The 24,083-nt window shown below is 68.4% G+C and carries 22 protein-coding genes and 1 pseudogene; 5 read left to right on the forward strand and 18 right to left on the reverse strand.

Translation table 11 applies throughout. The annotated features are described in order from the left end of the window. Positions 1-374: 374 nt before the first annotated feature. Both GVY64_RS38635 and eccB read right to left on the reverse strand, forming a co-directional pair. Positions 375-509: a hypothetical protein gene (locus GVY64_RS38635; protein WP_268895591.1), complete on the reverse strand. Its 135-nt coding sequence runs from the start codon at positions 507-509 to the stop codon at positions 375-377. 691 nt (positions 510-1,200) lie between these two features. Beyond that, complete coding sequence (gene eccB, locus GVY64_RS06130) at positions 1,201-2,691, reverse strand: type VII secretion protein EccB (RefSeq protein ID WP_159839619.1); 1,491 nt, start codon at positions 2,689-2,691, stop codon at positions 1,201-1,203. A gap of 112 nt (positions 2,692-2,803) precedes the next feature. Here eccB and eccE point away from each other — a divergent pair, with 112 nt between their 5' ends. After that, complete coding sequence (eccE, locus tag GVY64_RS06135; protein WP_159839620.1) at positions 2,804-4,447, forward strand: type VII secretion protein EccE; 1,644 nt, start codon at positions 2,804-2,806, stop codon at positions 4,445-4,447. Between the two features lie 73 nt (positions 4,448-4,520). Here the strand turns inward: eccE and GVY64_RS06140 are convergent, their stop codons facing one another. Both GVY64_RS06140 and GVY64_RS06145 read right to left on the reverse strand, forming a co-directional pair. Next, positions 4,521-5,081 (reverse strand): NADPH-dependent FMN reductase, encoded by a 561-nt coding sequence (locus GVY64_RS06140; protein WP_159839621.1) that lies wholly within the window; start codon positions 5,079-5,081, stop codon positions 4,521-4,523. A 402-nt stretch (positions 5,082-5,483) separates the two neighbouring features. After that, positions 5,484-6,293 (reverse strand): S-methyl-5'-thioadenosine phosphorylase, encoded by an 810-nt coding sequence (locus GVY64_RS06145; RefSeq protein ID WP_159839622.1) that lies wholly within the window; start codon positions 6,291-6,293, stop codon positions 5,484-5,486. Between the two features lie 198 nt (positions 6,294-6,491). Here GVY64_RS06145 and GVY64_RS06150 point away from each other — a divergent pair, with 198 nt between their 5' ends. Beyond that, entirely contained in the window at positions 6,492-6,815 is a 324-nt protein-coding gene (locus GVY64_RS06150; RefSeq protein ID WP_159839623.1) for a metal-sensitive transcriptional regulator, read from the forward strand. Between the two features lie 5 nt (positions 6,816-6,820). Here the strand turns inward: GVY64_RS06150 and GVY64_RS06155 are convergent, their stop codons facing one another. The 5 genes from GVY64_RS06155 to GVY64_RS06175 all read right to left on the reverse strand — a co-directional run bounded on the left by GVY64_RS06155 (position 6,821) and on the right by GVY64_RS06175 (position 12,331). Further along, the gene (locus GVY64_RS06155; protein WP_159839624.1) at positions 6,821-7,756 is read right to left on the reverse strand and encodes a TAXI family TRAP transporter solute-binding subunit; all 936 of its coding nucleotides are present in this window, start codon (positions 7,754-7,756) and stop codon (positions 6,821-6,823) included. Next, on the reverse strand, positions 7,753-9,225 hold the full coding sequence (locus tag GVY64_RS06160) for a sensor histidine kinase (protein ID WP_159839625.1): 1,473 nt from the start codon (positions 9,223-9,225) through the stop codon (positions 7,753-7,755). The genes GVY64_RS06155 and GVY64_RS06160 overlap by 4 nt, the downstream gene beginning before the upstream one ends. A gap of 28 nt (positions 9,226-9,253) precedes the next feature. Continuing rightward, positions 9,254-9,913 (reverse strand): response regulator transcription factor, encoded by a 660-nt coding sequence (locus tag GVY64_RS06165; RefSeq protein WP_159839700.1) that lies wholly within the window; start codon positions 9,911-9,913, stop codon positions 9,254-9,256. Positions 9,914-9,959: 46 nt separating this feature from the next. Then, complete coding sequence (locus tag GVY64_RS06170; protein WP_159839626.1) at positions 9,960-11,330, reverse strand: MFS transporter; 1,371 nt, start codon at positions 11,328-11,330, stop codon at positions 9,960-9,962. Positions 11,331-11,497: 167 nt separating this feature from the next. Beyond that, the gene (locus GVY64_RS06175) at positions 11,498-12,331 is read right to left on the reverse strand and encodes an LLM class F420-dependent oxidoreductase (protein ID WP_159839627.1); all 834 of its coding nucleotides are present in this window, start codon (positions 12,329-12,331) and stop codon (positions 11,498-11,500) included. Between the two features lie 173 nt (positions 12,332-12,504). Here GVY64_RS06175 and GVY64_RS06180 point away from each other — a divergent pair. Next, positions 12,505-12,936, forward strand: a pseudogene (locus tag GVY64_RS06180) (Hsp20/alpha crystallin family protein); the annotation flags it as partial. A gap of 147 nt (positions 12,937-13,083) precedes the next feature. Here GVY64_RS06180 and truA read toward each other — a convergent pair. From truA to infA, 8 genes are all read right to left on the reverse strand, one after another. Continuing rightward, on the reverse strand, positions 13,084-13,953 hold the full coding sequence (truA, locus tag GVY64_RS06185; RefSeq protein WP_159839701.1) for a tRNA pseudouridine(38-40) synthase TruA: 870 nt from the start codon (positions 13,951-13,953) through the stop codon (positions 13,084-13,086). Between the two features lie 97 nt (positions 13,954-14,050). After that, the gene (rplQ, locus tag GVY64_RS06190; RefSeq protein ID WP_159839628.1) at positions 14,051-14,578 is read right to left on the reverse strand and encodes a 50S ribosomal protein L17; all 528 of its coding nucleotides are present in this window, start codon (positions 14,576-14,578) and stop codon (positions 14,051-14,053) included. 52 nt (positions 14,579-14,630) lie between these two features. Continuing rightward, on the reverse strand, positions 14,631-15,689 hold the full coding sequence (locus GVY64_RS06195; protein WP_039796155.1) for a DNA-directed RNA polymerase subunit alpha: 1,059 nt from the start codon (positions 15,687-15,689) through the stop codon (positions 14,631-14,633). A gap of 106 nt (positions 15,690-15,795) precedes the next feature. Continuing rightward, positions 15,796-16,401 carry a 30S ribosomal protein S4 gene (rpsD, locus tag GVY64_RS06200; protein WP_063021328.1) on the reverse strand — a complete coding sequence of 202 codons (606 nt, stop codon included), beginning with the start codon at positions 16,399-16,401 and terminating at the stop codon, positions 15,796-15,798. A gap of 20 nt (positions 16,402-16,421) precedes the next feature. After that, on the reverse strand, positions 16,422-16,835 hold the full coding sequence (gene rpsK, locus GVY64_RS06205) for a 30S ribosomal protein S11 (RefSeq protein ID WP_039795647.1): 414 nt from the start codon (positions 16,833-16,835) through the stop codon (positions 16,422-16,424). A 9-nt stretch (positions 16,836-16,844) separates the two neighbouring features. Beyond that, positions 16,845-17,216, reverse strand: a complete 372-nt coding sequence (gene rpsM / locus GVY64_RS06210) for a 30S ribosomal protein S13 (protein WP_039795645.1) — start codon at positions 17,214-17,216, stop codon at positions 16,845-16,847. A gap of 248 nt (positions 17,217-17,464) precedes the next feature. After that, the gene (gene rpmJ / locus GVY64_RS06215; protein WP_011207363.1) at positions 17,465-17,578 is read right to left on the reverse strand and encodes a 50S ribosomal protein L36; all 114 of its coding nucleotides are present in this window, start codon (positions 17,576-17,578) and stop codon (positions 17,465-17,467) included. Positions 17,579-17,726: 148 nt separating this feature from the next. After that, complete coding sequence (gene infA, locus GVY64_RS06220; protein ID WP_003418601.1) at positions 17,727-17,948, reverse strand: translation initiation factor IF-1; 222 nt, start codon at positions 17,946-17,948, stop codon at positions 17,727-17,729. A 510-nt stretch (positions 17,949-18,458) separates the two neighbouring features. Between infA and GVY64_RS38865 the strand changes: the two genes are divergently transcribed. Beyond that, the gene (locus tag GVY64_RS38865; protein ID WP_328820876.1) at positions 18,459-22,559 is read left to right on the forward strand and encodes a MinD/ParA family ATP-binding protein; all 4,101 of its coding nucleotides are present in this window, start codon (positions 18,459-18,461) and stop codon (positions 22,557-22,559) included. A 50-nt stretch (positions 22,560-22,609) separates the two neighbouring features. On the opposite strand, the gene GVY64_RS37670 is transcribed toward GVY64_RS38865, so the two are convergent. Next, positions 22,610-22,921, reverse strand: coding sequence for a DUF4254 domain-containing protein (locus GVY64_RS37670; protein ID WP_236566655.1), 312 nt, complete (start codon positions 22,919-22,921; stop codon positions 22,610-22,612). A gap of 358 nt (positions 22,922-23,279) precedes the next feature. Here GVY64_RS37670 and GVY64_RS06235 point away from each other — a divergent pair, with 358 nt between their 5' ends. Further along, positions 23,280-24,083 carry a GntR family transcriptional regulator gene (locus GVY64_RS06235; protein WP_159839630.1) on the forward strand — a complete coding sequence of 268 codons (804 nt, stop codon included), beginning with the start codon at positions 23,280-23,282 and terminating at the stop codon, positions 24,081-24,083.

Consider the following 24,083-nt stretch of genomic DNA (forward strand, 5'->3'; position numbering starts at 1 on the left):
CCCGCCTACGCCGACGTTCGGCTTCATTTTCGGGATCCTTGTAACTCAGTTCAGACTTGACCTGTTCGCAGTGCGACTTCGTCATACCGTCGGCCGTGACAGGCTCCGCATTGGCAGCGCTCGCCATTCCCGTCCAGCCAGCGCTTATGACCGCCAATGTACAGATTCCCGACACGACTACACGCCTAGACTTCATGTGTTTCTACGCCTTCCGATCAGCCCAGCAAAGAAGTCGCTGAGCTCGACGATCCGAGTTGGACTAAAAGAATTCGCGAAAGTACCGACGATGCTCCGTCACCCCGTCACAGAAGCCGTAGGAGTGACGCTTTCGCGATGTTGCGATTTCGATGTCACGGCCGCACCGGCCCAAGGACCTACTCGCCGCTGTAATAGACCGTGATCGAAGGCCACGCACCTTCGGAAGTGATCTCGTTGTGCAGGACCAGGTCCTGGATGGAGACGTCTCCGAGCTGCGCGATCGAATCCGCGACTGTCCGAAGCAGTTTCACAACGTCCCCCTACCCTGGGCCGGCCGGGTTCGATTGCGAGAAGTGATTTATTTGATACTGATCGCCTGTCATGGCTATTTCCTCTAGACCTCAGGCCTTATCGGCGGTTGCGCTTCTGCTTGTTCCTATCCCCGTTTTACTTTTCCGCCTGCTTGATCTTCTGCATAGCGCGGTTGTACGCCGCCTGGTCGTAGGGACGACCCGCGTTCTTATTATCGACGGCCTCCTTCTCTTCAGGAGACAGCTGAGCCGGATACGGCGCTTCCTTGACGACGCCAGAAACCGGGGACGCTGCCGCTATCGGCGCGGTACCGACCGCACCGGCGCGCCAAAGGCGGCAAGCAAATTGCGGCTGCAGCGATTGTGTGGCGAGTGCACGACACGTGACTTCCCCTCCTGGTTGTATCCAACAATGACATCGCGCTCGATGCACGATGCAAATCCGCATGTCATGCGGCGTCCGAGGTTGGGGAAGACGACCCTCAACCTCCGATACCTTTGATGCAGACTTTGCCTGTCACTGTCTATAGACGCGCCCCATCGAAGATCGGTTCCCTCGATCTTCGAAATAGTTTGGGTTACCGCCTTCGCAGGTGAGCGCCGCCACGCGGCGACACATGATGGACGGCACGTGGCAGCACTGTTCGCGACGACAGGCGTCCAGGCGCCATGGAACTCAGCTGCACTCCGGTTATTTGGCCGAGGCGACCGGTTGCTTCGCGGGGGCCGGGTCCGGGGCGACACCGTCGTGGGCGACCATGGCGGCCTCGCGGCTCAGGGTGGGGCCGCTCGCGAGCAGTCCGACGATCGGCCAGGGCGCGGGTTCCGGGGTGACGCCCGATTCCTTGTCCATGCCGAGCGCCTTCGCGGCGTCGTTGTCCCTGATACCGAAGCGGACACCGGTGTCGGCGATGTAGAACATGCTGTCCTTGCGGCGGCTGTCCGGTTCGATGCCGGTGGTCTGGACGAAGGCGCCCGATCCCGGCTTGAAGTACACGGAATCCACGTTGTCGCCCCTGCCGTCCGCCTGGGCGAGCGGAACCAGCCTGGCGCTGCTGGACATCGGCAGGTCGCTGCCGTCGATGAGGGTGAGCTCCGCACGCACAGCGACCTCGGTGTTACTCGCGACTCCTGGAATGGGTTTCCAGGAAAGGCAACTCACCGGTCTAGCGGTGGGCTGGATGATGGTCGGCGCCACCTCCGGATAGGTGTCGACCTTCAACGCCCTGGACTCCGGCGCGTACGTCTGCTCGAAGTCACCGATGGTGGCGCCGTGATCCGGGTTGCGCTGCGAGCTGCGGATGACTTCGGCTGTGAACGGGCTGATGCGCTGCAAGCCGTTGTGCAGGATGACGAAGTTCTGGTTCGACTTGCCTGCCACCTGGACGACGGTGCCGATTCGCAGGCCGTTGATCGAATAGCCGGGCTGTCCGCCCGGATCATCGATCTTCGGCGGGACGATCGCGTCCACCTCGGGAATCGCGTTCAACAGACCTTCACTGATCGGGCGCGGAGTCATCCCGCGGATTCCCAGGGCGCCTGTGACGGCCGGTTCGTTCATATCTACGCGAGCACGCGTCTTGTTCCAGATCAGATACGTCGCGTCCTTGCCCTTCACCAGCAGCGCCTTGTCCCGGCCTGTCTCCGAGGCCTTGTCACCGAGTTCCGGGTCGCCGATGAGAACGGAGGTGCTGCGGTCGTCGGTGCCGTCCGTCTTCAACGAATCGCACACCGTCCAACCCCGCCCCTTGCCCTCCTTGTCGAAGCTCAGCGAGCCGGGAGCACCTGGGATGCCGATCAATTGGCCGCGTGGCTTCTTCCCGAGCTCGGACTCCTTCACGGTCGCGGGCTTGGCCGCCTCGCCCGCGGCCAGGCGGGCGGAGGCGAGGTTGAGGGCCGGGTGCACCACGTCGTCGATCACCACGTAGACGGCGCCGGAGTCCTTGCCGATCAGGATCTTGCTGTCGTCGCCGATCTTGCCCTGCGGACGCAGCAACGCGAGCACGCCGCATCCGGCCAGCACGACGCACGCCAGGATCAGGCCTGCCGCGTAGGCGCGGGACTGGGAACGCATGGGGTCGTGCAGCATTCGCACGTCCCGGCGCACCAAGGCGTGCTCCATCCGCCGGACCAGAAAGCGGTAGCCGCTCACCTGCCAGCGTGTGGTGGGTTTTGAAGGCATTATTCCTCCCCCGAACAGTGCTCACGTTCGCCGAACACAGTACAGTTCCCGGGGACGTTTGTTCAGCTCGGCCACAGCGCACCGGCCGACATTGGGTACTTGGGGGACGACGATGGCGGAACCGGCAGGCGCGGGACCACGACCGCTCTTCGGGCGCGTCTCGATGCAGAACCTGCTGATCGCGCAAGTCATCGGGCTGCTCGCCGCGGTTGTCGCGCTGTTTGCAGGCCTGCCGGGTCTCGCCGCGTTCGCCGTCGCGCTGGTCGTCGGGCTGATCCCCCTGATCCCCGTCGCCAAACGAACCCTGCTGGACTGGGTCGCCACGTGGTGGCGTTACCTGACCCACCGTGACTACGAGATCGGCGACACCGTCGACTTCCGCGGCGCGGACGGACGTTCGCTCGGCCTGTTCTGGGACGGCAGCCGCGTGGTGACGGTGGTCGAGGTGCTTCCCCCGCCCGGCGGACTGACCAGGATCGCCCGCACCACGGTGCACGCCTCGCACCTGCTTCCGCTCGCCGAGCTGGCGAAATGCCTGAATCAGCACGACATCCTGCTCAGCGGCATCGACATCATCAGCCACGGCCACCGCAGCCGCTCCGGCACACCCGCGGGCAAGATCTACGAATCGCTGCTCGGCCCGCTGCCCGCCACCGCCCATCGCACGGTGTGGCTGGCGATCAGCTTCGACGCGGTGGCCTGCCCGGAGGCCGCGGACCGGCGCGGCGGCGGAGCCGAAGGCGCCTCGCGCGCGGTCACCATCGCCACCCAGCGCATCATGCGCACGCTGGAGGACGCCGACTGCAACGCCCGCATTCTGACCGCACCCGAGATCCGCCAGGCGGTCCTGCAGATCACCAGCGGCTACGACCCGCGCACGCTCGAACATCGCTGGCGCTACGCCGAAATCGGCAACAGCGTGAACGTCGGCAGCGCACTGGACCCCAAACGACTGGAATCCGACTTGCTCGCCCAGCTGTGGGTGGCGCCTTCGCGCGGCACGACGGTGGCGGTGCGGCTGCGCCCCGGCAGTTCGGCCGCCTCGGTCAGCATCGGCGCCGCCTGGCGCCTGACCGCGCGGGAGCTGCCGGAACGCTCCGAACTGCCGGGCATGATCTCGATGAACGGACGCCACCGCGACAGCCTGCTGGCCCACCTGCCCATCGGGGTTCCGGGTGTGGACGACACCGTCCCGATGATCGAGCACCTCATCGACATCGTCGACGATCTGCATCTGCCCTCCTCCGGCTGCGGACAGTTGATCGGATCGGACGACGAAGGCAACGGCGTCGCGGTCCGTATCGTGGGCGCGGGCATCTCGACGGTGTATGTCGCGGGCGAGCTGTATCTGGCGCAGCAGTTGGTCTTCCGCGCGCTGGCGGTCGGTGAGCGGATCCTCATTCGTACCGACCGGGCGCGGGCATGGGAGAACCTGGTCACCACGATCGGCAATCCGGAGCGGCTGACCATCGCGGTCGAAACCCACCAGTCCGACGCGGGTTTCACCGCCACGGTGGTGGACGGCGTGCTCGCACCCGCTCCGCACGCGGGTGTCACCACCATCTATGTGACGGGCGATCCGATGGGCTGGCCCGCCAGCCGTCCCGACCTGGCCATCCACCAGCCGGGCGCGATCGGCAACCACGTGGTGCTGCGCACGGGGACGGCACAGGTCGACCTCACGCTGGTGTCGATCCCCGCCGAGGCCACCTACATCGGCCAGCCGCGTGGACGTCGGGCCATGCAGCCGCAATAGAACTCAGCCGAAGGTCCGGTGCGGCGATCCTTTTCGACGAGGGCGCCTCGATCCGCCGTTCGTGGCGCTGGGTTCAGCCCGGGTACGGGTCTTCGGTCCGCGCGGCTCGTAATGTGCGTCCCCACCAGGCCAATTGACGGAGCATTCGTTCCGCCGCATCGATCGCGGCACTGTCGCGGGTCTCTCCCGTCTCGTCGAACCGCTTCTTGGCCTGATGGAAGCTGACCGTCTCGCGGACGGAAACCATATGGATCTCCGCGACGACCTGACGCAGCTGTTCCACCGCACGCAGGCCGCCGGAAAGACCCCCGTAGGAGACGAAGCCGATAGGTTTCGCGCGCCACTCGTGTTTCGCGGTGTCGAACGCCGTTTTCAGCGACGCCGGATAGCCGTGGTTGTACTCCGAGGTGACGACGGCGAACGCGTCGGCATCCCGCAGACGCGCACGATAAGCCGCGGTTTCCTCATTCTCGGTGAGTTCCATCGGCAACGGTGTGTGCGCGAGATCGATGACGCCCGTATCGAATTCCGTATGCTCGCGCACGGTGCGCAGGAACCAGTCCGCGACCACCGGCGCGAACCGCTCCGGACGCACACTGGCCACGATGACCTCGAGCCGCAACGGGGTATCCACCGCGCGAGCCTAACGCGGTACCGGTCCGTCCTCACGCACCGGCGAGCTCGACACATTACTTCGAACCGGCTGCGCAGCATCGGCGAACTCACCGCCCCGAGCGCGCCGGATACTTCTGCCCGAGCGGACCACAGGCTCGACATAGCCGCACCACCCGCACACGCACAGCTCACCGCCCCCGGCGGCCGCGCAGATCGCGGCTGCCGGATCGGCTGCGGGCAGCGGGCCCACCCTGTCCAGCAGCGGAGCGATCGCTCCGGCGTCGCACACGACCCCTTTCGGTGCCCGCGAGTCCGGCCCGTGCACTCGCTCGACGATCCGCCCCGGTCACTCCGCGGCGAGCAGCGCCCGGTGCCCGCCGAGGAACCCCGCCGCCCCCGGTGACCAGCCTCCGCATCCGACTCAGGGCAGTTCGAACGGCAGCGACACTCCCGCGTGGACGCGGCACCGGTCGCACGTGTCGGCGTCGTCCACCGCGGCCACCGCGCGACGGATGAGCTCCTTGAACGGCGTGAGGTTGCGCTTGAACTCGGCGAACACGTCGACGGCGTGCACTCCCTCGCCCTCTTCCAGACCGGCATCCAGATCGGTAACGAGAGCGACGGCGGCATAGCACATCTCGAGTTCGCGAGCGAGTACCGCTTCCGGGTGGCCGGTCATGTTCACCAGTTCCCAGCCCTGCGCGGCGAACCACCGGCTCTCGGCGCGGGTGGAGAAGCGCGGGCCCTCGACCACCACCATCGTGGCCGCGTGCATCATGTGCAGCTCGTCGGACTGGGCCTTGATGGCGGCGGCGCGCAACTCCTCGCAGTACGGGTCGGCGAAGGACACGTGGATGCCGCCACCGTCGAAGTAGGTCTGCGGGCGACCGGAAGTCCGGTCGACCAGCTGATCCGGCACCGCAACCGTGCCCGGTCCCCAGTCCGCCCGCAGGCTGCCGACGGCGCAGGGCGCGAAGATGCGACGCACGCCCAGCGAGCGCAGGGCCCACAAATTGGCTCGGTAGGGCAAGGTGTGCGGCGCGAACTCGTGATTCTTGCCGTGGCGCGGCAAGAACGCCACCGGCCTGCCCTCGACCTCTCCGACGGCGATACCGGCGCTCGGGGCGCCATAGGGTGTCTCGACCTCGACGGTGGTCGCCTCGTTGTCGAAGAAATCGTAGAAGCCGCTGCCGCCGATGACGGCGAGCGCGGGCCGAGGGTGCGAACTCATAGGTCCAATTGTCTCGTCCCGCGACGGCGGTCGTGCGCCGGGATCCGGGTTACCCTGCTTCCGTGGCGGCCCCGAGGCTGCTCACGGACCGGTCGACGCCGTCGTCAGGCCGCCGGACCTGACAAGACGACCCGACAGCTGTACCCTAGGGGGGTATTGATCCGGTTCCGGCGACCGGCAGGCAGCGAGGAGACATCGGTGACAGATTCCCCCCACGACCACACGGCGGGCGACCACGCCGCGCACGGCTACATCACCGCCAAGGACGACTACCTGAAGCGGCTGCGGCGCATCGAGGGCCAGGCCCGCGGTCTGCAGCGGATGGTCGAGGAGGAGAAGTACTGCATCGACATCCTCACCCAGGTCTCCGCCATGACCAAAGCCCTGCAAGCGGTGGCGATGGGCCTGCTCGAGGACCACATCAGCCACTGCGTGGTGGACGCCGCCGTCGCGGGCGGCCCGGAAGCGGAAGCCAAGATCAAGGAAGCCACGGACGCCATCGCCCGCTTGGTCCGGTCCTGACGCGGCTACCCGTGCCAGCGGCGATAGACCGCCGCTGCGCCCGGGTGCAGCGGGATCGGACCGGTGCTGATCAGGGAACGGCCGTCGAGGAATTGGGTGCCCGCCGCTTCGGTGGGCACGAGTGCGTCGGCGTGCCAGACCAGCAGTTCGACGATCGAAGCGGCCACCTCGTCGGGCATGCCGACCGCGGCGAGCAGCAGATTCGCGACCCCGATGGTGTGCACCGCGGCACCGCCCGGATAGGCGTCCGCGGGGATCGCGACCCGGTCGTACACCGGCCCGAACAGCTCTCGCATCGGCGTGGCCAGTTCGCCCATGTCCACCAGCCGCATCCGGCTCGGCACCGCGAGCAGGGCGGTCGGCACGCCGCCCGCCCACAAGAGCGCATCGGCTTCGCCCGCGTCGAGGGCAGCTACCGCTGCTGACAAGGGCCGATGGGCGATCGCCACGTCGGCGCCCGGGTCGAGCCCGGCGACGCGCAGGATCCGTTCGCCGGTCAGGGCGGCCCCCGATCCCTCCGCCCCCAGGCTCACTCGCGTCCCGCGCAGATCCGCCACCGAACCGATCGCGCTGTCCGAGCGCACGACCAACTGCAAGTAGTTCTCGTAGACCCGCCCCAGCGCGAACACCTGACCGGCACTGTCGCGGACCGAATCCGCGAGCGTGAGCGCGGCATCGACCTCACCGCGCGCGAGCAACGCCAGATTGGCTTGCGAGCCCGAGGTGGTGACCCGCTCGATCCGCACGTCTCCGAGGTCAGCGGCGGCCAGACCCAGCAACCCCGCGAAGGCGTGATAGAAACCGCCTACTTCACCGGAAGCCAATCGCACGGTGGCGCCCCGATCGCTCGGCGCGCACCCCGCGACACCCGCCGCGATGGCCAGCGCGAGAAAGCCGCGCCGGCCGATGCCGCGCCGGACGATCGGTTCCCGGCCGGTCATCGGGCCGCCGCCGCCGGCAATCGCACGGTCACCGCGAGGCCGTGCGGACGTACCGCCGCCACGGTGAGCACGCCGCCGCGGGCCTGCGCCAACGCCGCGGCGATCGGCAGGCCCAGCCCGGAACCACCGGCCCCAGCGGACGATCCGCGGAAAAAACGCGTGGTCAGCTTGTCTATTTCGGTGGGGGGAACACCGATGCCGTCGTCGCGGACGGTCACCGTGACCCAGCCCGGCTCGGTCGCGACGATCAGCTCGACACGCGCACCCACGCCCGCATAGCGCGTCGCGTTGCTCAGCGGTACGTCGAGCATCTGCGCGAGCACGTCGGCTGGGACCGCGACTTCGGCGTGCTCGCCCGCGGCACTACCGGTGTCGACCGCATCGCCCAGCGTCGCCGCGCGAACCGGCGCGGGCGCCACCCGCAGCTCCTGTCCGGCCGCCTCGAACGCCGAGCACCAGGCGTCGAAGCGGTCGGCCACCACCTGCACGGCGTCGCACTGGTCGTCGCCCTCGCTGGTGCGCGCGACGTCGAATGCCGCGGGCGTCTCCGCGACGGCCAGCGTGAGCAGGCCGTCGAGCAGTGCGGTGAGCCGGTCGACCTCGGCGCCCGCGCCGCGGAAGGTGCCCGCCGCGCTCGCCGGGATCGCGGGTTCCAGGGAATCGAGGCGGATGGTCAACGCCGCCAGCGGGTTGCGCATCGCGTGCGCGGTGTCGGCGACCAGCTGGCGTTGCGCGTCCGCCGAATCGGCCACGGCCAAAGCCATGGCGTCGAAGGATTCCGCCAACGCGCGCATCTCCGGTGGTCCTCCGTAGCGTCCCGCTATCGATACGGGAGCGACAGTGTCGGCGCGCGGTTTGGGCAGTGTCGCGGTCAACTCCGCCACACCGTGCGACAGCGCCGCCAACGGTCGCAGCACCCAGCGGCCGATCGTCACCGCCAGCAGCACGAACAGCCCCATCGCGACGACGCCGCCGAGCACGATCGTCGCCCAGGTCCGCGCGATGTCGCCGCGGGCGCGGGCGGTGGACGCCTCGATCACCACGGCTCCGTTCACCTGCACGCCGGTTCCGACCGGCCGCGCCACCAGCATGGTCCGCGCGCCCCACGGCGTCAGTTTGTCCGCCGCGTGCGGGCGCTGGTTGCGGCGCGCGGCCGCCACCGCCGCGACGATGCCGGCATCGTCCACGTCCGCCCCCGCGTTCACGGTCGTCGCGCCCGTGGCGTCGACCACGAGCACGTTGTCGCCGTACAACTCGTGATAGCGGAGCACCTCGTCGGCCAGCGCTCGGCTGTCCCCGGCGGTGACGGCGTTGTCCGCCAGGGTGGCGAAGCGATCGGCGTCTCCGGAGCGCGCCAGCACCAGCTGCTGGGTGCGGCTGGTGGCGACGGTCAGCGACAGCGGGACCGCGAAGCCGAGCACCGCGATGGCCGCGAAGAGCGTCAGCGCGACGAGCAGGCGACGCCGCATGGCCTACCTCCGGCCCACCGGACCGTGCTCACTGCCCCCACCGGTATCCGTATCCGCGGATGGTGGTGATCAGGCCGGGCCGGTTGAGCTTCGCCCGCAAGCCGGTCATGTGCACGTCCAGCGAACGCGAGACCGCGACGAAGGCGTCACCCCAGATGCGGTCCATCAACTGCTGGCGGCTCACCGCCGCGCCCGGCCGTTCCACCAGCGCCTCCACCAACTCGAACTCCTTCTGGGTCAGCGACACCGGCTCCCCGGCCACCTCCACCACGCGGGCGCCCAGATCGACCCGCACGTCACCGGTGACAATCACCGACTGCGCCTGCCGCGCCGCTGCGGCCGCTCGCCTGGCGACCGTCTCCAGCCGCGCGACCAGTTCGGCGATCCGCGGCGGCTTCACCAGATAGTCGTCGGCACCGCCGCGCAGGCCCCGCACGATCGAACGCTCGTCGCTGCGGGCGGTCAGGATCAGCACCGGAACCGAACTCACCTCACGCAGCCGGCGCAGCACCTGCAGACCGTCGCCGTCGGGCAGTCCGAGGTCGAGGATCACCGCGTCGTAGTCGCGGTGGGCGATCAGCAGATCGGCGCCGCGGCGCTTGCGTTCGGCGCGGTACCCGCGGGCGTTGAGCGCTTCGACCAGCGCGTCTCCCACGCCGTCGTCGTCCTCGACCACCGCAAGCCGCACGCGCCGATCCTCCCACAGCGGGCGGATCGGCGCGTGTGCCGGTCGGTCAGTCACGCACGGTGACCATCGGCCGTCCCGGCCCGGCATCGGCGGCGCCGGGCCCGGCATCGGCGGGCTCGGCCGCGTCGATCGCCGACGAGGCCGAGGTCTCCCGCATGAAGTAGTAGGTGATCAGCGAGATGGCGATGCAGCCCGCGACATAGAAGAAGAACACCGCTTCGAGGTCCGCTTTCTTCAGTGCCAGCGCGATCAGCTCGGCAGTACCGCCGAAGATGGCGACGGTAAGCGCATAGGGAAGCCCGACGCCGAGCGCACGGATTTTCGTCGGGAACAATTCGGCCTTCACGATCGCGTTGATCGACGTGTAGCCGGTGACGATTACCAACGCCGCCATCATCAGGCCCCACGCGGCGACCGGATTGGTGGTGTGCGCGAGCAGCCCCATGATGGGAACGGTCAGCAGCGTTCCTGTTACGCCGAAGAAGATCAACAACTTGCGGCGGCCGATGCGGTCGGACAGGCCGCCTGCCAGCGGCTGCAGCACCACGAAGACCAACAGCGCGAGGAAGTTGATCCACGCCACCGTCGGCTTGGCGATGCCACTGGTGTAGACCATGAACTTCTGGATGTAAGTAGTGAAGGTGTAGAACGCCACGGTGCCGCCGAGGGTCAAACCGACGACCAACAGGCACTCGCGCGGATACTGCAGCAGCACGCGGAACGAGCCGCGCGCCTCACCGGACTTCTCGCCGTGCGCTGCTTGCGCGCGGAACGATTCCGACTCGTCCATCCCGCGCCGCAGCACCATGACCACGATCGCGCCACCCGCACCGATCAAGAACGGAATCCGCCATCCCCACGCGTGCATCTGATCCGACGTCAGCGCCTGCTGCAAGATGATCTGTACGCCGAGAGCGGTCAGCTGCCCGGCTACCAGTGTCACGTACTGAAAACTGGAATAGAACCCGCGCCGTCCCGCCGAGGCCACTTCGGACAGGTAGGTGGCACTCGTCGCGTATTCGCCGCCCACCGAAAGCCCCTGTAGCAACCGAGCGATCAACAGGATCATCGGTGCCGCCAGACCGATGGTCTGATAGCCGGGTGTCACGGCGATCAGCAGCGACCCCGCCGCCATCACCGTCACCGACAGCGTCAGTGCCGAGCGCCGCCCGAATCGGTCCGCATACCATCCGAGCGCCCAACCCCCGAGTGGGCGCATGAGAAAGCCAACCGAGAACACCGCCGCAGTAGACAGCAGTTGCGCGACCGGATCACCCTTGGGAAAGAACACTTGGGCGAAATACAGGCCGAAAGCCGTGTAGACATACCAGTCGTACCACTCGACCAGATTGCCGATGGAGCCGCGCAAAACGTTCGCGACCACCCGGCGCTCGCCCACGGGCTGTGTCGTAGTCACAAGATCTCCTTCTCCGACGCCTCATCACGTCGTCGCAGATCAGTGTGTCGACAGTCACATGCGCACGGAATGCCTCTCGCGGCTTCCTAACAATCCCTTAGGACGATCGGAAAAAGATCCGGCCCCCGGCGCGGGGCCGGGGGCCGGAGAAGCTTCCGTCGGACCGGTCAGGACCGCTCGGTCAGCAGCGGGGCGAGGGTTCGCAGCGCCGGGAGGTAGTTGTCGCCGAGGATCTGCACCGCGACGTGATCGGCGCCCGCGTCCAGGTGTTCGACCAGCCGGTCGGCGATACGCTCCGGTGTGCCGTGCGCGATGACGGCGTCGAATACGCGATCACCGGGCGGAACGGTGAGGTCGGCGTCGGTGAAGCCGAACCGGCGCAGATTCGACACATAATTGGTCAGGCCCAGGTAGAACCCGACGGTCTCATCGGCGACGGTGTGCGCCGCGCGGGCGTCGTCGGTCAGCACCACCTTGTGCTCGGTCGCCACCAGCGCGTCCGGCCCGACGATCTCGCGGGCCTTCGCGGTGTGTGCCGAGGGAACGAAGTAGGGCAGCGCGCCCAGGGATCGCTCGGCGGCCAGCTTCAACACGCGTGGGCCGAGCGCGGCCACCGCGCGGCGCTCGGCGGGTACTCCCGCGGCGTCGAGGTCGTCGAGATACTCGACCAGCGCGTCGTACGGCTTGCGGTACTCGCCGGTGTGCTCCGGGTGGCCCGCGCCGATGCCGAGCAGGAACCGGCCGGGGAAACGCGCCTCGATCCGATGGAACGAATCGGCTGCTTCCTTCGCGGGCGCCGCCCAGATGTTGACGATGCTGGTGGCCACGGTGATCGTTTCGGTCGCCTCGAGCAGCGGTTCCACCACTGCCAGATCGGCCGGGGGTGAGGCCCCCAACCACAGCGCGCCGTAGCCCAGCTGCTCCAATTCCCGTGCGTCCGCTGGGCTGAACCCGTTGAACGCCCGCCACACGCCGAACCGTCCGAGACTGTCGAATGCCATGTCCCGAGCCAACACGTGCCCGGAGGCGGCTATTCCGGCTCCGCGGATCTTTCGCTTGCCGACCCCGTCGGGTCGATGCTCTCCCGATTACCGAGGGCTACTGTGGCTATTGCACAGCTATCGGCGCCCGCTGCCGTGGCGGTCGCCACCACTAGGAGATGGAGGTGATTGCTGTGCTTCGATTCGATCCATTCCATGACATCGACACCGTCGCCCGCCAATTGCTGGGTGAGAGCGTCGGAACCGGACGCGCACCGCGATTCATGCCGATGGATCTGTTCAAAGCGGGAGATCACTACGTCTTGAACGCGGACCTGCCCGGCGTCGACCCCGGCTCGATCGACGTCAGCGTCGACAACGGCACGCTCACCCTGCGGGCCCAACGCACCGTGCCGAGCGAGGAAGGCGTCCAGTGGATCGCCTCGGAACGCTTCGCGGGCACCTTCATGCGCCAGATGTCCCTCGGCGAGAATGTCGACGTCGAGAACATCAGCGCGACCTACAACAACGGCGTGCTGTCGGTGACGATCCCCATCGCCGAGCGGGCGAAGCCGCGCCGCATCCAGATCTCCGGGGCGTCCCAGGAACCGAGGACCATCGAAGCGCAATCGAGCCGGTCCGGACAGATGTCGCCGACGCAGCAGGAACAGAGTCAGCAGCCGGGACAGTCGCAGCAGCAATATCCGCAGTCGTCGAAGTGACCGTGCCGCTACCCGCACCCACGCCCGGGTGCGGGTAGTCCACGGACGTCCTCAATCGCCGCAACAACCTCCGCCCGGAACCGGAACCGACCGCATCTCGCGTGTCTGCGCATTGCGGGCGGCGAGTTCTTCGTCGGCGGGGTAGTCGACGCCGATCAGGCTCAAACCATGTGCGGGCGCGACGGTGACCGAACTGGAACGCTCCGTCTCCCGCAACAGATCGCCCACCCATTCCGGTGTGCGCCGCCCCTCGCCGACGGCGAGGACCGCACCGACCAGGCTGCGAACCATCGACCAGCAGAACGCGTCGGCGCTGACATAGGCGACCAGCAGATCGCCGTCGCGCACCCAATCGAAGCGCTGCAACTCCCGGACCGTCGTCGCGCCCTCCCTGCGCCGGCAGAACGCGGCGAAGTTGTGCAGCCCCAGCAGCTTTCGTGAAGCCATCCGCATGGCTTCGACATCGACGCCGGATCGGCAGGCGACCACGCTGCGGGCGTGCAGCGGCTCGGCCCCGTACGGCGCGGTGGTCAACCGATAGGCGTAGTGGCGGCGGACGGCGGAGAAACGGGCGTCGAACTCCGGCGCGGCCGGTCCGGCCTGCTTGATCCGCACGTCCTTCGGCAGGAATCGCGCCATCCGGTGCACCAGTTTTCCCGCGTCCAGTTCGCCGGAGGTGTCGAAATGCGCGACCTGGCCCTCGGCGTGCACGCCCGCGTCCGTCCGGCCCGCCACGGTCAACTGGATCGGCTCGCGGAACACCTTGCTCAGCGCGTCCTCCAGCACACCTTGCACGGTGCGCAGACCGGGCTGGCGGGCCCAGCCGATGAAATCCGTGCCGTCGTAGGCGATGTCCAGCCGCACCCGGACCCGCGACGACTCGGGTGCGCCCGGCGCGTCCGTGTGCGGCCGGTCCGGCATCGATTCCTCCACGGTCACATGATCCCCTGGTCGAAACGAACGAGCCCGCCGACCCAGTGCGGGTGGCGGGCTCGTACGCGAACTCCGACGCTCAGCGTCAGGCGTCCTTCTTGTCCTCGGCGGCCTCGTCGGCAGCCGGAGCCTCGGCCTCGGCGGTCTCGGCAGCGGCCTCGTCGGTCTGCGCCTCGACGACCTCGGCGGCCGGAGCCTCCTCCGTCTTCTTCGACGCGGCAACACGACGAGCGCGATCGGCCTCGTTGGTCACGGTCTTCTCCCGGACCAGCTCGATGATCGCCATCGGCGCGTTGTCACCCTTACGCGGCAGCGTCTTGGTGATGCGGGTGTAGCCACCCTCGCGCCCCTCGAACGACGGGCCGATCTGCGCGAACAGTTCGTGCACGACGTCCTTGTTGCGGATCACCTTCAGCACCTCGCGACGGTCGGCCAGGGTGCCGCTCTTCGCCTTGGTGATCAGCTTCTCCGCGTAGGGACGCACGGCCTTGGCCTTGGCCTCGGTGGTGGTGATCCGGCCGTGCTCGAAGAGCGCCGTGGCCAGATTGGCGAAGATCGCCTTCTGGTGCGACGCCGACCCGCCGAAGCGGGCACCCTTCTTGGGCTTGGGCATTGTGGTGTTCTCCTGTGTCTTCGGGCCGGGCCGGGGCGCCTACCCCGGCGGCCTAGAGCTGTTCGGTCTCGGCGTAGTCCTGCTCGCCGCCATCGGTGTCGCTGAACGTGCCGCTGTCGCTCCACGTGCCGGTGCTCGCGTCGTAGCCGACCACGCTGGACGGATCGAACGACGCCGGGCTGTCCTTGAGCGAGAGGCCCAGCGCGTGCAGCTTGACCTTGACCTCGTCGATGGACTTCTGGCCGAAGTTGCGAATGTCCAGCAGATCCGACTCGGTGCGGGCGACCAGCTCGCCGACGGTGTGCACACCCTCGCGCTTGAGGCAGTTGTAGGACCGGACGGTGAGGTCCAGGTCCTCGATCGGCAGGCCGAACGAGGCGATGTGGTCCGCCTCGGCCGGCGAGGGGCCGATCTCGATGCCCTCGGCTTCGACGTTCAGCTCACGGGCCAGGCCGAAGAGCTCGACCAGGGTCTTGCCCGCCGAGGCGAGCGCGTCCCGCGCGCTGATGGAGTTCTTCGTCTCCACGTCCAGGATGAGCCGGTCGAAGTCGGTGCGCTGCTCGACACGGGTGGCCTCGACCTTGTAGGTCACCTTGAGCACCGGCGAGTAGATCGAATCCACCGGGATCCGGCCGATTTCCGCGCCGGACGCCTTGTTCTGCACGGCGGGGACGTAGCCACGACCGCGCTCGACGACGAGCTCGATCTCCAGCTTGCCCTTGTCGTTCAGGGTCGCGATGTGCATGTCCGGGTTGTGCACCACGACGCCGCTGGGCGGGACGATGTCACCGGCGGTGACGGTGCCCGGGCCCTGCTTGCGCACGTACATCGTGACCGGCTCGTCCTCCTCCGAGGACACGACCAGGCCCTTGAGGTTCAGGATGATGTCGGTGACATCCTCCTTCACGCCCGGGACGGTGGTGAACTCGTGCAGGACACCGTCGATGCGGATGCTGGTGACCGCCGCCCCCGGAATCGAGGACAGCAGGGTACGCCGCAGCGAGTTGCCGAGGGTGTAACCGAAGCCCGGCTCGAGCGGTTCGATGGTGAACTTCGAGCGGTTCTCGGCGACGACCTCTTCGGTCAGCGTCGGACGCTGTGAAATCAGCATGGGGATCATCCTCCTTTTTGGGCGCCCGCTATTTGACGCCTCGTCTCAGGGGTTGTGCGTGGCCGCCCATCCAGAGCGACCACGCACCAGCAGCACGTGTGCCGTGTTACTTCGAGTAGTACTCGACGATCAGCTGTTCCTGCAGCGGCACATCGATCTGGGCGCGCTCCGGCAACTGGTGGACCAGGATCCGCAGCCGGCCCGGGATCACCTGCAGCCAGCCCGGGACCGGACGGTCGCCGAGGGTCTCGCGGGCCACCTGGAACGGCAGGGTGCCCAGCGACTTCTCCTTGACATCGATGATGTCGTACTGGGTGACCTGGAAGCTGGGAACGTCGACCTTCTTGTTGTTCACCAGGAAGTGGCCGTGCGAGACCAGCTGGCGAGCCTGCCGGCGGGTACGCGCCAGACCGGCGCGGTACACGACGTTGTCCAAGCGGGTCTCGAGCAGACGCAGCAGGTTGTCACCGGTCTTGCCCTTGAGGCGGTTGGCCTCTTCGTAGTACCGGCGGAACTGCTTCTCCATGACGCCGTAGGAGAAGCGGGCCTTCTGCTTCTCCTGCAGCTGGAGCAGGTACTCGCTCTCCTTGATCCGCGCGCGGCCGTGCTGGCCGGGCGGGTAGGGGCGACGCTCGAACGCCTGGTCGCCGCCGACGAGGTCGACGCGCAGACGACGCGACTTGCGGGTGATAGGGCCTGTGTAACGAGCCATTGTTCGTTATTCCTTTCCCGCTAGACGCGACGCCGCTTGGGCGGACGGCAGCCGTTGTGCGGCTGCGGGGTGACATCGGAGATCGTGCCCACCTCGAGGCCGGCGGCCTGCAGCGAGCGGATCGCGGTCTCGCGGCCCGAACCGGGGCCCTTCACGAACACGTCGACCTTCTTGACGCCGTGCTCCTGCGCCTTGCGGGCGGCGTTCTCGGCGGCGAGCTGCGCGGCGAACGGGGTCGACTTGCGCGAGCCCTTGAAGCCGACATGACCCGACGACGCCCAGGAGATGACGTTGCCGTTCGGGTCGGTGATCGACACGATCGTGTTGTTGAACGTGCTCTTGATGTGCGCGTTGCCGTGCGGGACGTTCTTCTTGTCCCTGCGACGCGACTTCTGGGTCTTCTTCGGGCCCGCGGCCCGACTCTTCGGAGGCATCGGTTATCCCTACTTCTTCTTGCCGGCGACGGTGCGCTTCGGGCCCTTGCGGGTGCGCGCGTTGGTCTTGGTGCGCTGGCCACGCACGGGCAGGCCACGACGGTGGCGCAGACCCTGGTAGCAGCCGATCTCGATCTTGCGGCGAATATCGGCCTGCACCTCGCGGCGCAGGTCACCCTCGACCTTGAACTCCGAAGCCTCGATGTAGTCACGCAGCTTCGTCAGATCGTCGTCGCTGAGATCCTTCGAACGCAGGTCCGGGCTGACGCCGGTGGCCTCGAGGATCTCCTTGGAGCGGGTACGGCCAATGCCGAAAATGTAGGTCAGTGCGATCTCCATGCGCTTCTCGCGCGGGAGGTCGACGCCCATGAGACGTGCCATCTGGCAGTTTCCTTAATCGTTGCGGAGGTCTGCTCCCTGTCCGTCCCCTCGTCGTGGTGGGGCACCGGCCTCCGAACCGGTGGTAGGCGCACACGCCCCAGGGCGAACCCTGATTTCCGCAGCGTGCGGCTGGTGCTGGGAGTTCTTCTTGCCAATCCGAACTGCGGTTCGGTGCTTGGCTGGTGTCGCGTCGAGCGGCGCCTTCGGCAAGCCTCGGGCGGGTGGGACGAGGTCGCCCTCGTCTTCGCTCAGCCCTGGCGCTGCTTGTGGCGCAGGTTGTCGCAGATCACCATGACCCGGCCGTGGCGGCGGATCACCTTGCACTTCTCGCAGATCTTCTTGACGCTCGGCTGAACCTTCACGTCCGTCCAATCTGTTGTGGTTCACAGGGGTGTGAACACAGTTTTTCCCCAGTCGGCGACTGGGGAAGCTCTGAGGTGAGTCTTTCGACTCCGCCCCGGCTCGCGCCGGGACCGCCGGGTCGCACCGATCCGATCGCGGCGGGCGCGATCACTTGTAGCGGTATACGATCCGGCCACGCGACAGGTCGTAGGGCGAGAGCTCGACGACCACACGGTCCTCGGGGAGGATGCGAATGTAGTGCTGCCGCATCTTCCCGCTGATGTGCGCGAGAACCTTGTGCCCGTTCTCGAGCTCGATCCGGAACATCGCATTGGGCAGCGGTTCGACAACTCGACCCTCGACCTCGATGGCCCCGTCTTTCTTCGCCATGTCCTCCGCGATCCCGGTTACGCTCAACCTGGTTTGTTTGCCTGATCTGCTCGGATGGATCGGTCGCCGGAGCGGACCGCTCGCACACAAACAGGCGGCGCGTAGGTGCACCGCCGCTCCAGCTTACCGATCCGTTCCGGATCGGGCAAAAATGCCTCCCTGTATACCCGCGTCGCCAGGGGTTTCGCAGCCGACTTCCCACCGGTGGCGGGCATCGGGCGCTGTGCCGCGACGGCCCATGGTTGTCGCGTAAACTGGCCGCTGTCCAGGTATTTGGGTCGAACGGATCGAGGGGGACGCGTGAGCCGGCGCAGCGAGCGGGGCACCGGCGGAGGCGCTCCTCGGTCGGGTCGAAGCGAGCGGCAGGGAGGCGAGGCCGTGAGTAAGCGTAGCGAGCGAGTCACCGGCAGAGCACTCCTGGTCACGACCGAGCCGAGCGCAGGCGAGGGCAGTCGTGACTGAGCGCAGCGAGCGAATCGACGATACGCCGCGTGACAGCGAGGCGCAGTCGTGAGCCGTAGCAATGATGGCCTGCCCATGCTGCCGCCGTGGCTGTCGGAGAGCGACGTCGGCCAGAGCGGCTACGAGGCGCCGGTACAGAACCTCCCGCACGACGAACTGATCGAGGACACCACCAACCGCAGGCGCGGCCGTTTCAGGAACCGAGCGCCCGAGGCGGAACGGCCGGAGGCCGCACGCCCGGAGAAGCGCCGCAAGGGCTGGCGCCGCGACAAGCACGACGGGCCCTCCGACGAGGAACAGCGGCAGAACGAGGCGAACCACGCGCCCGCGCCGGGTCCGGACGAGCCCGCGCCCGGCCCGTTCGCAAGCGAGTCCTGGCAGCAGCAACCCGGCTACGACCGGCCGGCGCAGGCGCAGGGCAGCCCGTGGCAAGCGCCGCCTCAGCACCACAGCACTCCGCAGCACGGTCTGCCCACCCGCAACCCGTCGCAGCCCTCACCCGGTTTCCAGCCGCTGGGCAGCAGGTCCACGGACCCGGGCGCCCCGAACGACCGCCAAGAGGGCAGGCCGGATCTCCCGCCACCGCCGCCCCGGCAACAGGCCGACGAGCGGCCCGCTCGAGCGCCAGGCGGAGAGCACGCCCGGTCGCCACGCGGCGAAAGCGCACCCGGTCCGGCCGCAGGCGGCCGCCCTCCGGCCGGACCGCAGCACAGCGGTTGGCCGTCTACCGGCAATCCCCGGCTCGACGCCGCGCTGTCGGCGGTGCTCCCGAACCACTGGCCTGCCCCGTCGGCACCCGGCCAGGCCGCTGCACCGGCGGCTCCGGGCCCGGCCGGAGACGAGGCAGCCCACCCCGGTAGCGGGTCTCGTGGGTTGTCGCCCACCGGCCCGAATCAAACGTGGCCCACCGGCGACCGCCCCGCAGGTCCGATCGGCGCCGACACGTCCGGTCCGCTGCCCGGTCACCCCGTGACGTCCCCTTCCGGCACCGACCACGCGGCATGGCAGAGCGGCCACACGCCCGCGCCGACCGGCGCACAGTTCACACCACCATCCGACACCGCCCCCGCAACCCCGACCACCGGCCCAGGCACGGCCGGAGCAAACAGCACCGACCACACGGCACGGCAGAGCGGACACACGCCCGCGCCGACCGGCGCACAGTTCACACCACCATCCGACACCGCCCCCGCAACCCCGACCACCGATCCAGGCACGGCCGGAGCAAACAGCACCGACCACACGGCACGGCAGAGCGGACCCTCGACCTCGGACGCGCAAGTCGCGCCTCTGCCCGGCAGTGACCCGGCGGCGCCGGCCACCCGCCCCGGTCCAGCGGGAACACCGACCGGCGCGAGCCGGCCGGCGCCGCAGACCGCACCTGAACCAAGCCTTTCGCCGACCGGCGGAGCGTCGGCCGAGACGCCGAGCACTGCCTCGGAGCACAACGTGTGGCAAGGCGGACCGCTGCCGACCGGCGCGCTTCCCACATCGTCGACCGCGCCCAACTCCGCAGTCGGCGGCGGACCGGCGGCTGGGGCACCGACCGCGGAGGAGCACACGGGGTGGCAGGCATCCGATCCACGGATCGAGCAACAGGCAGCGGACCCGAGCCGCGAACGGCCCGGCTTCCCGGCCGACGAGCAGACTCGGCGATTCGGCGAACCCGCCTCCACGCCCGGCGAGAAAAGCTCGGCGTCCGAGGGAGCGGTTGCGTTCGGGCAGGCCGGAAGCCACGGGGCCACGCCGGCCGCAGCGTCACCCGGCGGCGAGAACTCGGCCGGGCAACCGCACGGCGGGAACACCGCTGCCGCGCCGATCTCTGACGCGGCGCAGGTTCAGCAGCCCACCACGTCAGCAGCCGGCCCCGCCGCAGGCACGAGCGGCACCGCACCCTCGCCGGATGACTCCCAGAGCTCCCGCGTCGACCCTCCGGCAGCGTCGGCGACAGACACGGGCAGCGGCACACCACCAGTCGAAGGCAGCCTGCCACCGCACAGCGACCGTCAGGCATCGCATACGACCGGCACCACCACGACGGACGACGCCCACCCCACACCGCACGACCACCCCCAGGCATCACCCACGACCAGCACCACCACGACGGACGACGCCCACCCCACACCGCACAGCGACCGTCAGGCATCGGCAGCGCAGACCGCCGCATCGGATTCCGCCGTGGTGAGTTCCGATGGTCCGCCGCCTTGGCTCGCCGCATCGCGGTCCGAGCAGACCGAGGTATCCGCGACGGACGCGCCCCGCCGACTGCCGCCGCTGCCCGACCCTCCTGCGCCGCACGAGCGGCCGCAGGGCGGCGTTCCCGCACCGGCACGTAACGAGCACCGCCCGCCGACGCGCGGCGCGGATGGTCCGCCGCCCTGGCTCGGACACGCCGCACCGCCGGAAACCGGTCGGCCGCACCAGTTCGCGCCGCATGACACCGCCGCACAGGCCGATCGGGCGCCCGCCGACTCGGCCCCGGTACCCGCCGATCAACCACCGGCAGCGCACCCGCGACCCGTGGACCATGGCGCTGGGGAACCGACCGCCGCGACCGGTCCGCACCGTGAGCAGGGTGCTGTGCTCGTGCCGCCCGCGCCCCACGGCGGCTTCGCGACCGGCGCTGCGCCTACCGCAGCCCCTGCGTCGGATCCCGCCGCGCCGTCGGCTGGGCCCGGCTCGGTGGACGCGGCTCGCGCGCAACAAGATACGGGGATCCCGGCGCCCGGTTGGACCAGCGCGAACGAGGTCGGCGCTGCGCCGGCGCGTTCCGTCGGTGGACGGCACCGGCTCTCCGCCGACCCGAACGACCGGTCGGCTCCGCAGGCGCCGATCGAGCAAGCACCGCACTTCGATCAGCAGTCGGTTCCGCCGCAAGGTGCGGATCCGGCCTACAGCGTGGACGGCCCGCAGCCCGGTTCCCAGGCCGCGAGCAGTATGAACGCCGGTCACGCAACGCAATTCGCCGGCGTCCAGATGCCGGGGGCCGCTCCGCACGTCCCCGTCGACCAGTGGAGCAATGCCACTGCCCCCGAATCCCGCCCGGTAGCACCCCATTCCGGGCCAATGCCGTATCCCGCCGAGCATCGAGTCGCGGGGCAACCCGCTCCACAGTGGGGCACTCCGTCCGGCTATGCCCAGCCGCCGGGCGCGCAGTTCCAGCAGCCCTCGTCGGACTACCCCCAGCCGCCCGCGCAGCATCCGGGCGCGCAGTTCCAGCAGCCTTCGCTGGACAATGTGCCACTGCGCCGGGCCAAGAAGGCCCCGGCGGGATCCGGGTGGCGCAAGGCGGTGCACCACGTGTCCGGCGGCGCGATCAACCCCGGCATGTCCGCCGAGGAACGCAGGTTGCAAGAACTGGTCGCGCGGATCAGGCAACCCGTCCGCGGCGACTACCGGATCGCGGTGCTCTCACTCAAGGGTGGTGTCGGGAAGACCACCACCACAATGGGTCTCGGCTCCACTTTCGCCTCCATCCGAGGCGACCGGGTGATCGCCGTCGACGCCAATCCCGACTTCGGCACACTGTCGCAGCGGGTGCCGTTGCAGACCCGCTCCACCGTGCGCGACCTGCTCCTCGATTCCACCATCCAGCGCTATTCGGATGTGCGCAGGCACACTTCGCAGGCGACCAGCCGCCTGGAAGTGCTTGCCAGCGAACGTGACCCAGCCGCGTCGGAGGCGTTCAGCGAAGACGAGTACCGCGCGGTCGCCCGGATCCTGCAGCGGTTCTACAACATCATCCTCACCGACTGCGGCACCGGGCTCATGCATTCGGCGATGGCGGGTGTGCTGGACCTGGCTCATTCGCTGGTGCTGATCTCCTCCCCCGCGATCGATGGAGCCCGCAGCGCCGCAGCGACTTTGGACTGGTTGTCGCTGCACGGCCACGACCACTTGGTCCGCAACGCGGTGGTGGTGATCAACTCGCCGCGGGCCGGATCACCGAATGTCGGTATCCAGCAACTACGGGAGTACTTCCTGTCCCGGTGCCGCGCGGTGCACATCATCCCGTTCGACCCGCACATGTCCGAAGGCGCCGAAATCGATCTGCATCGGCTGCACAAGCAGACCAAGCGGGCCTACGTCGAGCTGGCCGCTACTGTCGCGGACGACTTCGCCACCGATCACCGTCGCTACCGACCCTGACACCCGCCGGGCAGCGGCCCGGCGGGCAAGGGCGCGAACGGATCAGCCGCTCACCACTCGGGCAGGCGCCGCCTGCCTGCCATGACGTCGCGCACGAGATCGTCGTAGGCGTCCGCGAGTTCGGCGAGATGGTGCCACGCGTTGTGCAGCAGCTCGTCGTGCGCGTTCAGAGTCATCAACGCGTGGTGCGCGCGCACCGACGACTCGGCGAGGCGATCGATGACCGCACCCACCGTTTCGGTGTGCAAAGTGGCGCCGAGCCGATGCTGCGGCACACTGCGCATCACCCAGTCGTCGATGGCCATCACCAATTCGACTCTGCGACTCTCGATTTCGCGGACCACCGCCACGGAGGTGTCCACCGATCCACCGCGGCCGACCAGGCGGCGCTCATGTAGCACTGCCAGATCCCGTGCGAACCACAACAGCGGGCCACCGACCACCCGATGCCCGCGACACGCCCGAACCAATAGGTCGGACGTGGGAAGTAACCCCGGCGCCGAAGAGCGCACCGAAGGATCGACACACCTCGGTGTGCCAGGGAGGGCCATTACGACCGTTGTATCCGAACCTGCCACGTTGCCTCGCCGTCATCGCCGCACAACACCGGATCAGGACTTCATTACAATAAACCTCTGAAGGCACCTGTCAAGCGTTAACCGGCCGTATGGAGTCGCGAAGAGTACACTTCGTTACCTGCATGACCAACCGAGGAGCAAGATGCCGGACGGTCCGACTTATCACCGGATCGCAGACCTCCTCCGCGAGGAGATCCGCGCAGCCAAGTGGAAACCGGGCGATCGACTGCCCAGTCATTCCGAGCTTGCCGATCAGATGCAGGTCTCGATAACCACCGCCCGCAACGCGATCCAGGTGCTGGTGACCGAAAATTTGGTCTACACAGCTACTTCCCGCGGAACCATCGTTCGAAACCAAGAAGTTCTGGAATCCGTGGTGACCGACTCGATCCGCCCCGACCGGCCGCAGACCCCGCACGACATCTTCGAGGAGATCGCGCGGGCCGCGAGCCGGGAGCCGTCGAAGGAGTTCAGCGCGAAGATGGAGCCCGCAGGCCCCGACGTCGCGTCTTGGCTGGGTGTACCGCCGGATTCCTGGGTCCTGGCCAGGACCGTGGTCCAGTACCTCGACCACGAACCGTGGTCCTGGGAGGTCAGCTTCTATCCCAGGGATCTGGCCGAGGCCACGGGAATCGACTCTCCGCACGACATTCCGGAGGGCACCACCCGCCGCCTCGCCGACCGCGGACACGCCGAGACCGCGCACCGCGACACGCTTGTCGCACGGCCGGCCACCGCGGAGGAAGCCTCGGTGCTCGGCGTCGCCACGGGCACCATCCTGCTCGACCATCTACGTATCGGGGCCACCCACGAGCGAGTCACCCGTGCCACGCGGCATCGCTCCCTCGCCACCGGGAATCGGCTCGCCTACGAACTCGGCGACGCCGAGGGCACCGCGGTCATCCGGAGCACGCTCGCCGGCTCGCCCGGGTCCGGTTCGGCCTAG

Origin of the sequence: Nocardia sp. CY41, assembly GCF_009829325.1 — a bacterium.
Classification (GTDB): domain Bacteria; phylum Actinomycetota; class Actinomycetes; order Mycobacteriales; family Mycobacteriaceae; genus Nocardia.

Excerpts from the sequence above, each read along its gene's own strand:
- eccB (WP_159839619.1), bottom strand. The coding sequence starts at position 2,691 with ATGCCTTCAAAACCCACCACACGCTGGCAGGTGAGCGGCTACCGCTTT.
- eccE (WP_159839620.1), top strand. The coding sequence starts at position 2,804 with ATGGCGGAACCGGCAGGCGCGGGACCACGACCGCTCTTCGGGCGCGTC.
- GVY64_RS06145 (WP_159839622.1), bottom strand. The coding sequence starts at position 6,293 with ATGAGTTCGCACCCTCGGCCCGCGCTCGCCGTCATCGGCGGCAGCGGC.
- GVY64_RS06155 (WP_159839624.1), bottom strand. The coding sequence starts at position 7,756 with ATGACCGGCCGGGAACCGATCGTCCGGCGCGGCATCGGCCGGCGCGGC.
- GVY64_RS06160 (WP_159839625.1), bottom strand. The coding sequence starts at position 9,225 with ATGCGGCGTCGCCTGCTCGTCGCGCTGACGCTCTTCGCGGCCATCGCG.
- GVY64_RS06175 (WP_159839627.1), bottom strand. The coding sequence starts at position 12,331 with ATGGCATTCGACAGTCTCGGACGGTTCGGCGTGTGGCGGGCGTTCAAC.
- truA (WP_159839701.1), bottom strand. The coding sequence starts at position 13,953 with ATGCCGGACCGGCCGCACACGGACGCGCCGGGCGCACCCGAGTCGTCG.
- rplQ (WP_159839628.1), bottom strand. The coding sequence starts at position 14,578 with ATGCCCAAGCCCAAGAAGGGTGCCCGCTTCGGCGGGTCGGCGTCGCAC.
- GVY64_RS06195 (WP_039796155.1), bottom strand. The coding sequence starts at position 15,689 with ATGCTGATTTCACAGCGTCCGACGCTGACCGAAGAGGTCGTCGCCGAG.
- rpsD (WP_063021328.1), bottom strand. The coding sequence starts at position 16,401 with ATGGCTCGTTACACAGGCCCTATCACCCGCAAGTCGCGTCGTCTGCGC.
- rpsK (WP_039795647.1), bottom strand. The coding sequence starts at position 16,835 with ATGCCTCCGAAGAGTCGGGCCGCGGGCCCGAAGAAGACCCAGAAGTCG.
- rpsM (WP_039795645.1), bottom strand. The coding sequence starts at position 17,216 with ATGGCACGTCTCATGGGCGTCGACCTCCCGCGCGAGAAGCGCATGGAG.
- infA (WP_003418601.1), bottom strand. The coding sequence starts at position 17,948 with ATGGCGAAGAAAGACGGGGCCATCGAGGTCGAGGGTCGAGTTGTCGAA.
- GVY64_RS06235 (WP_159839630.1), top strand. The coding sequence starts at position 23,280 with ATGCCGGACGGTCCGACTTATCACCGGATCGCAGACCTCCTCCGCGAG.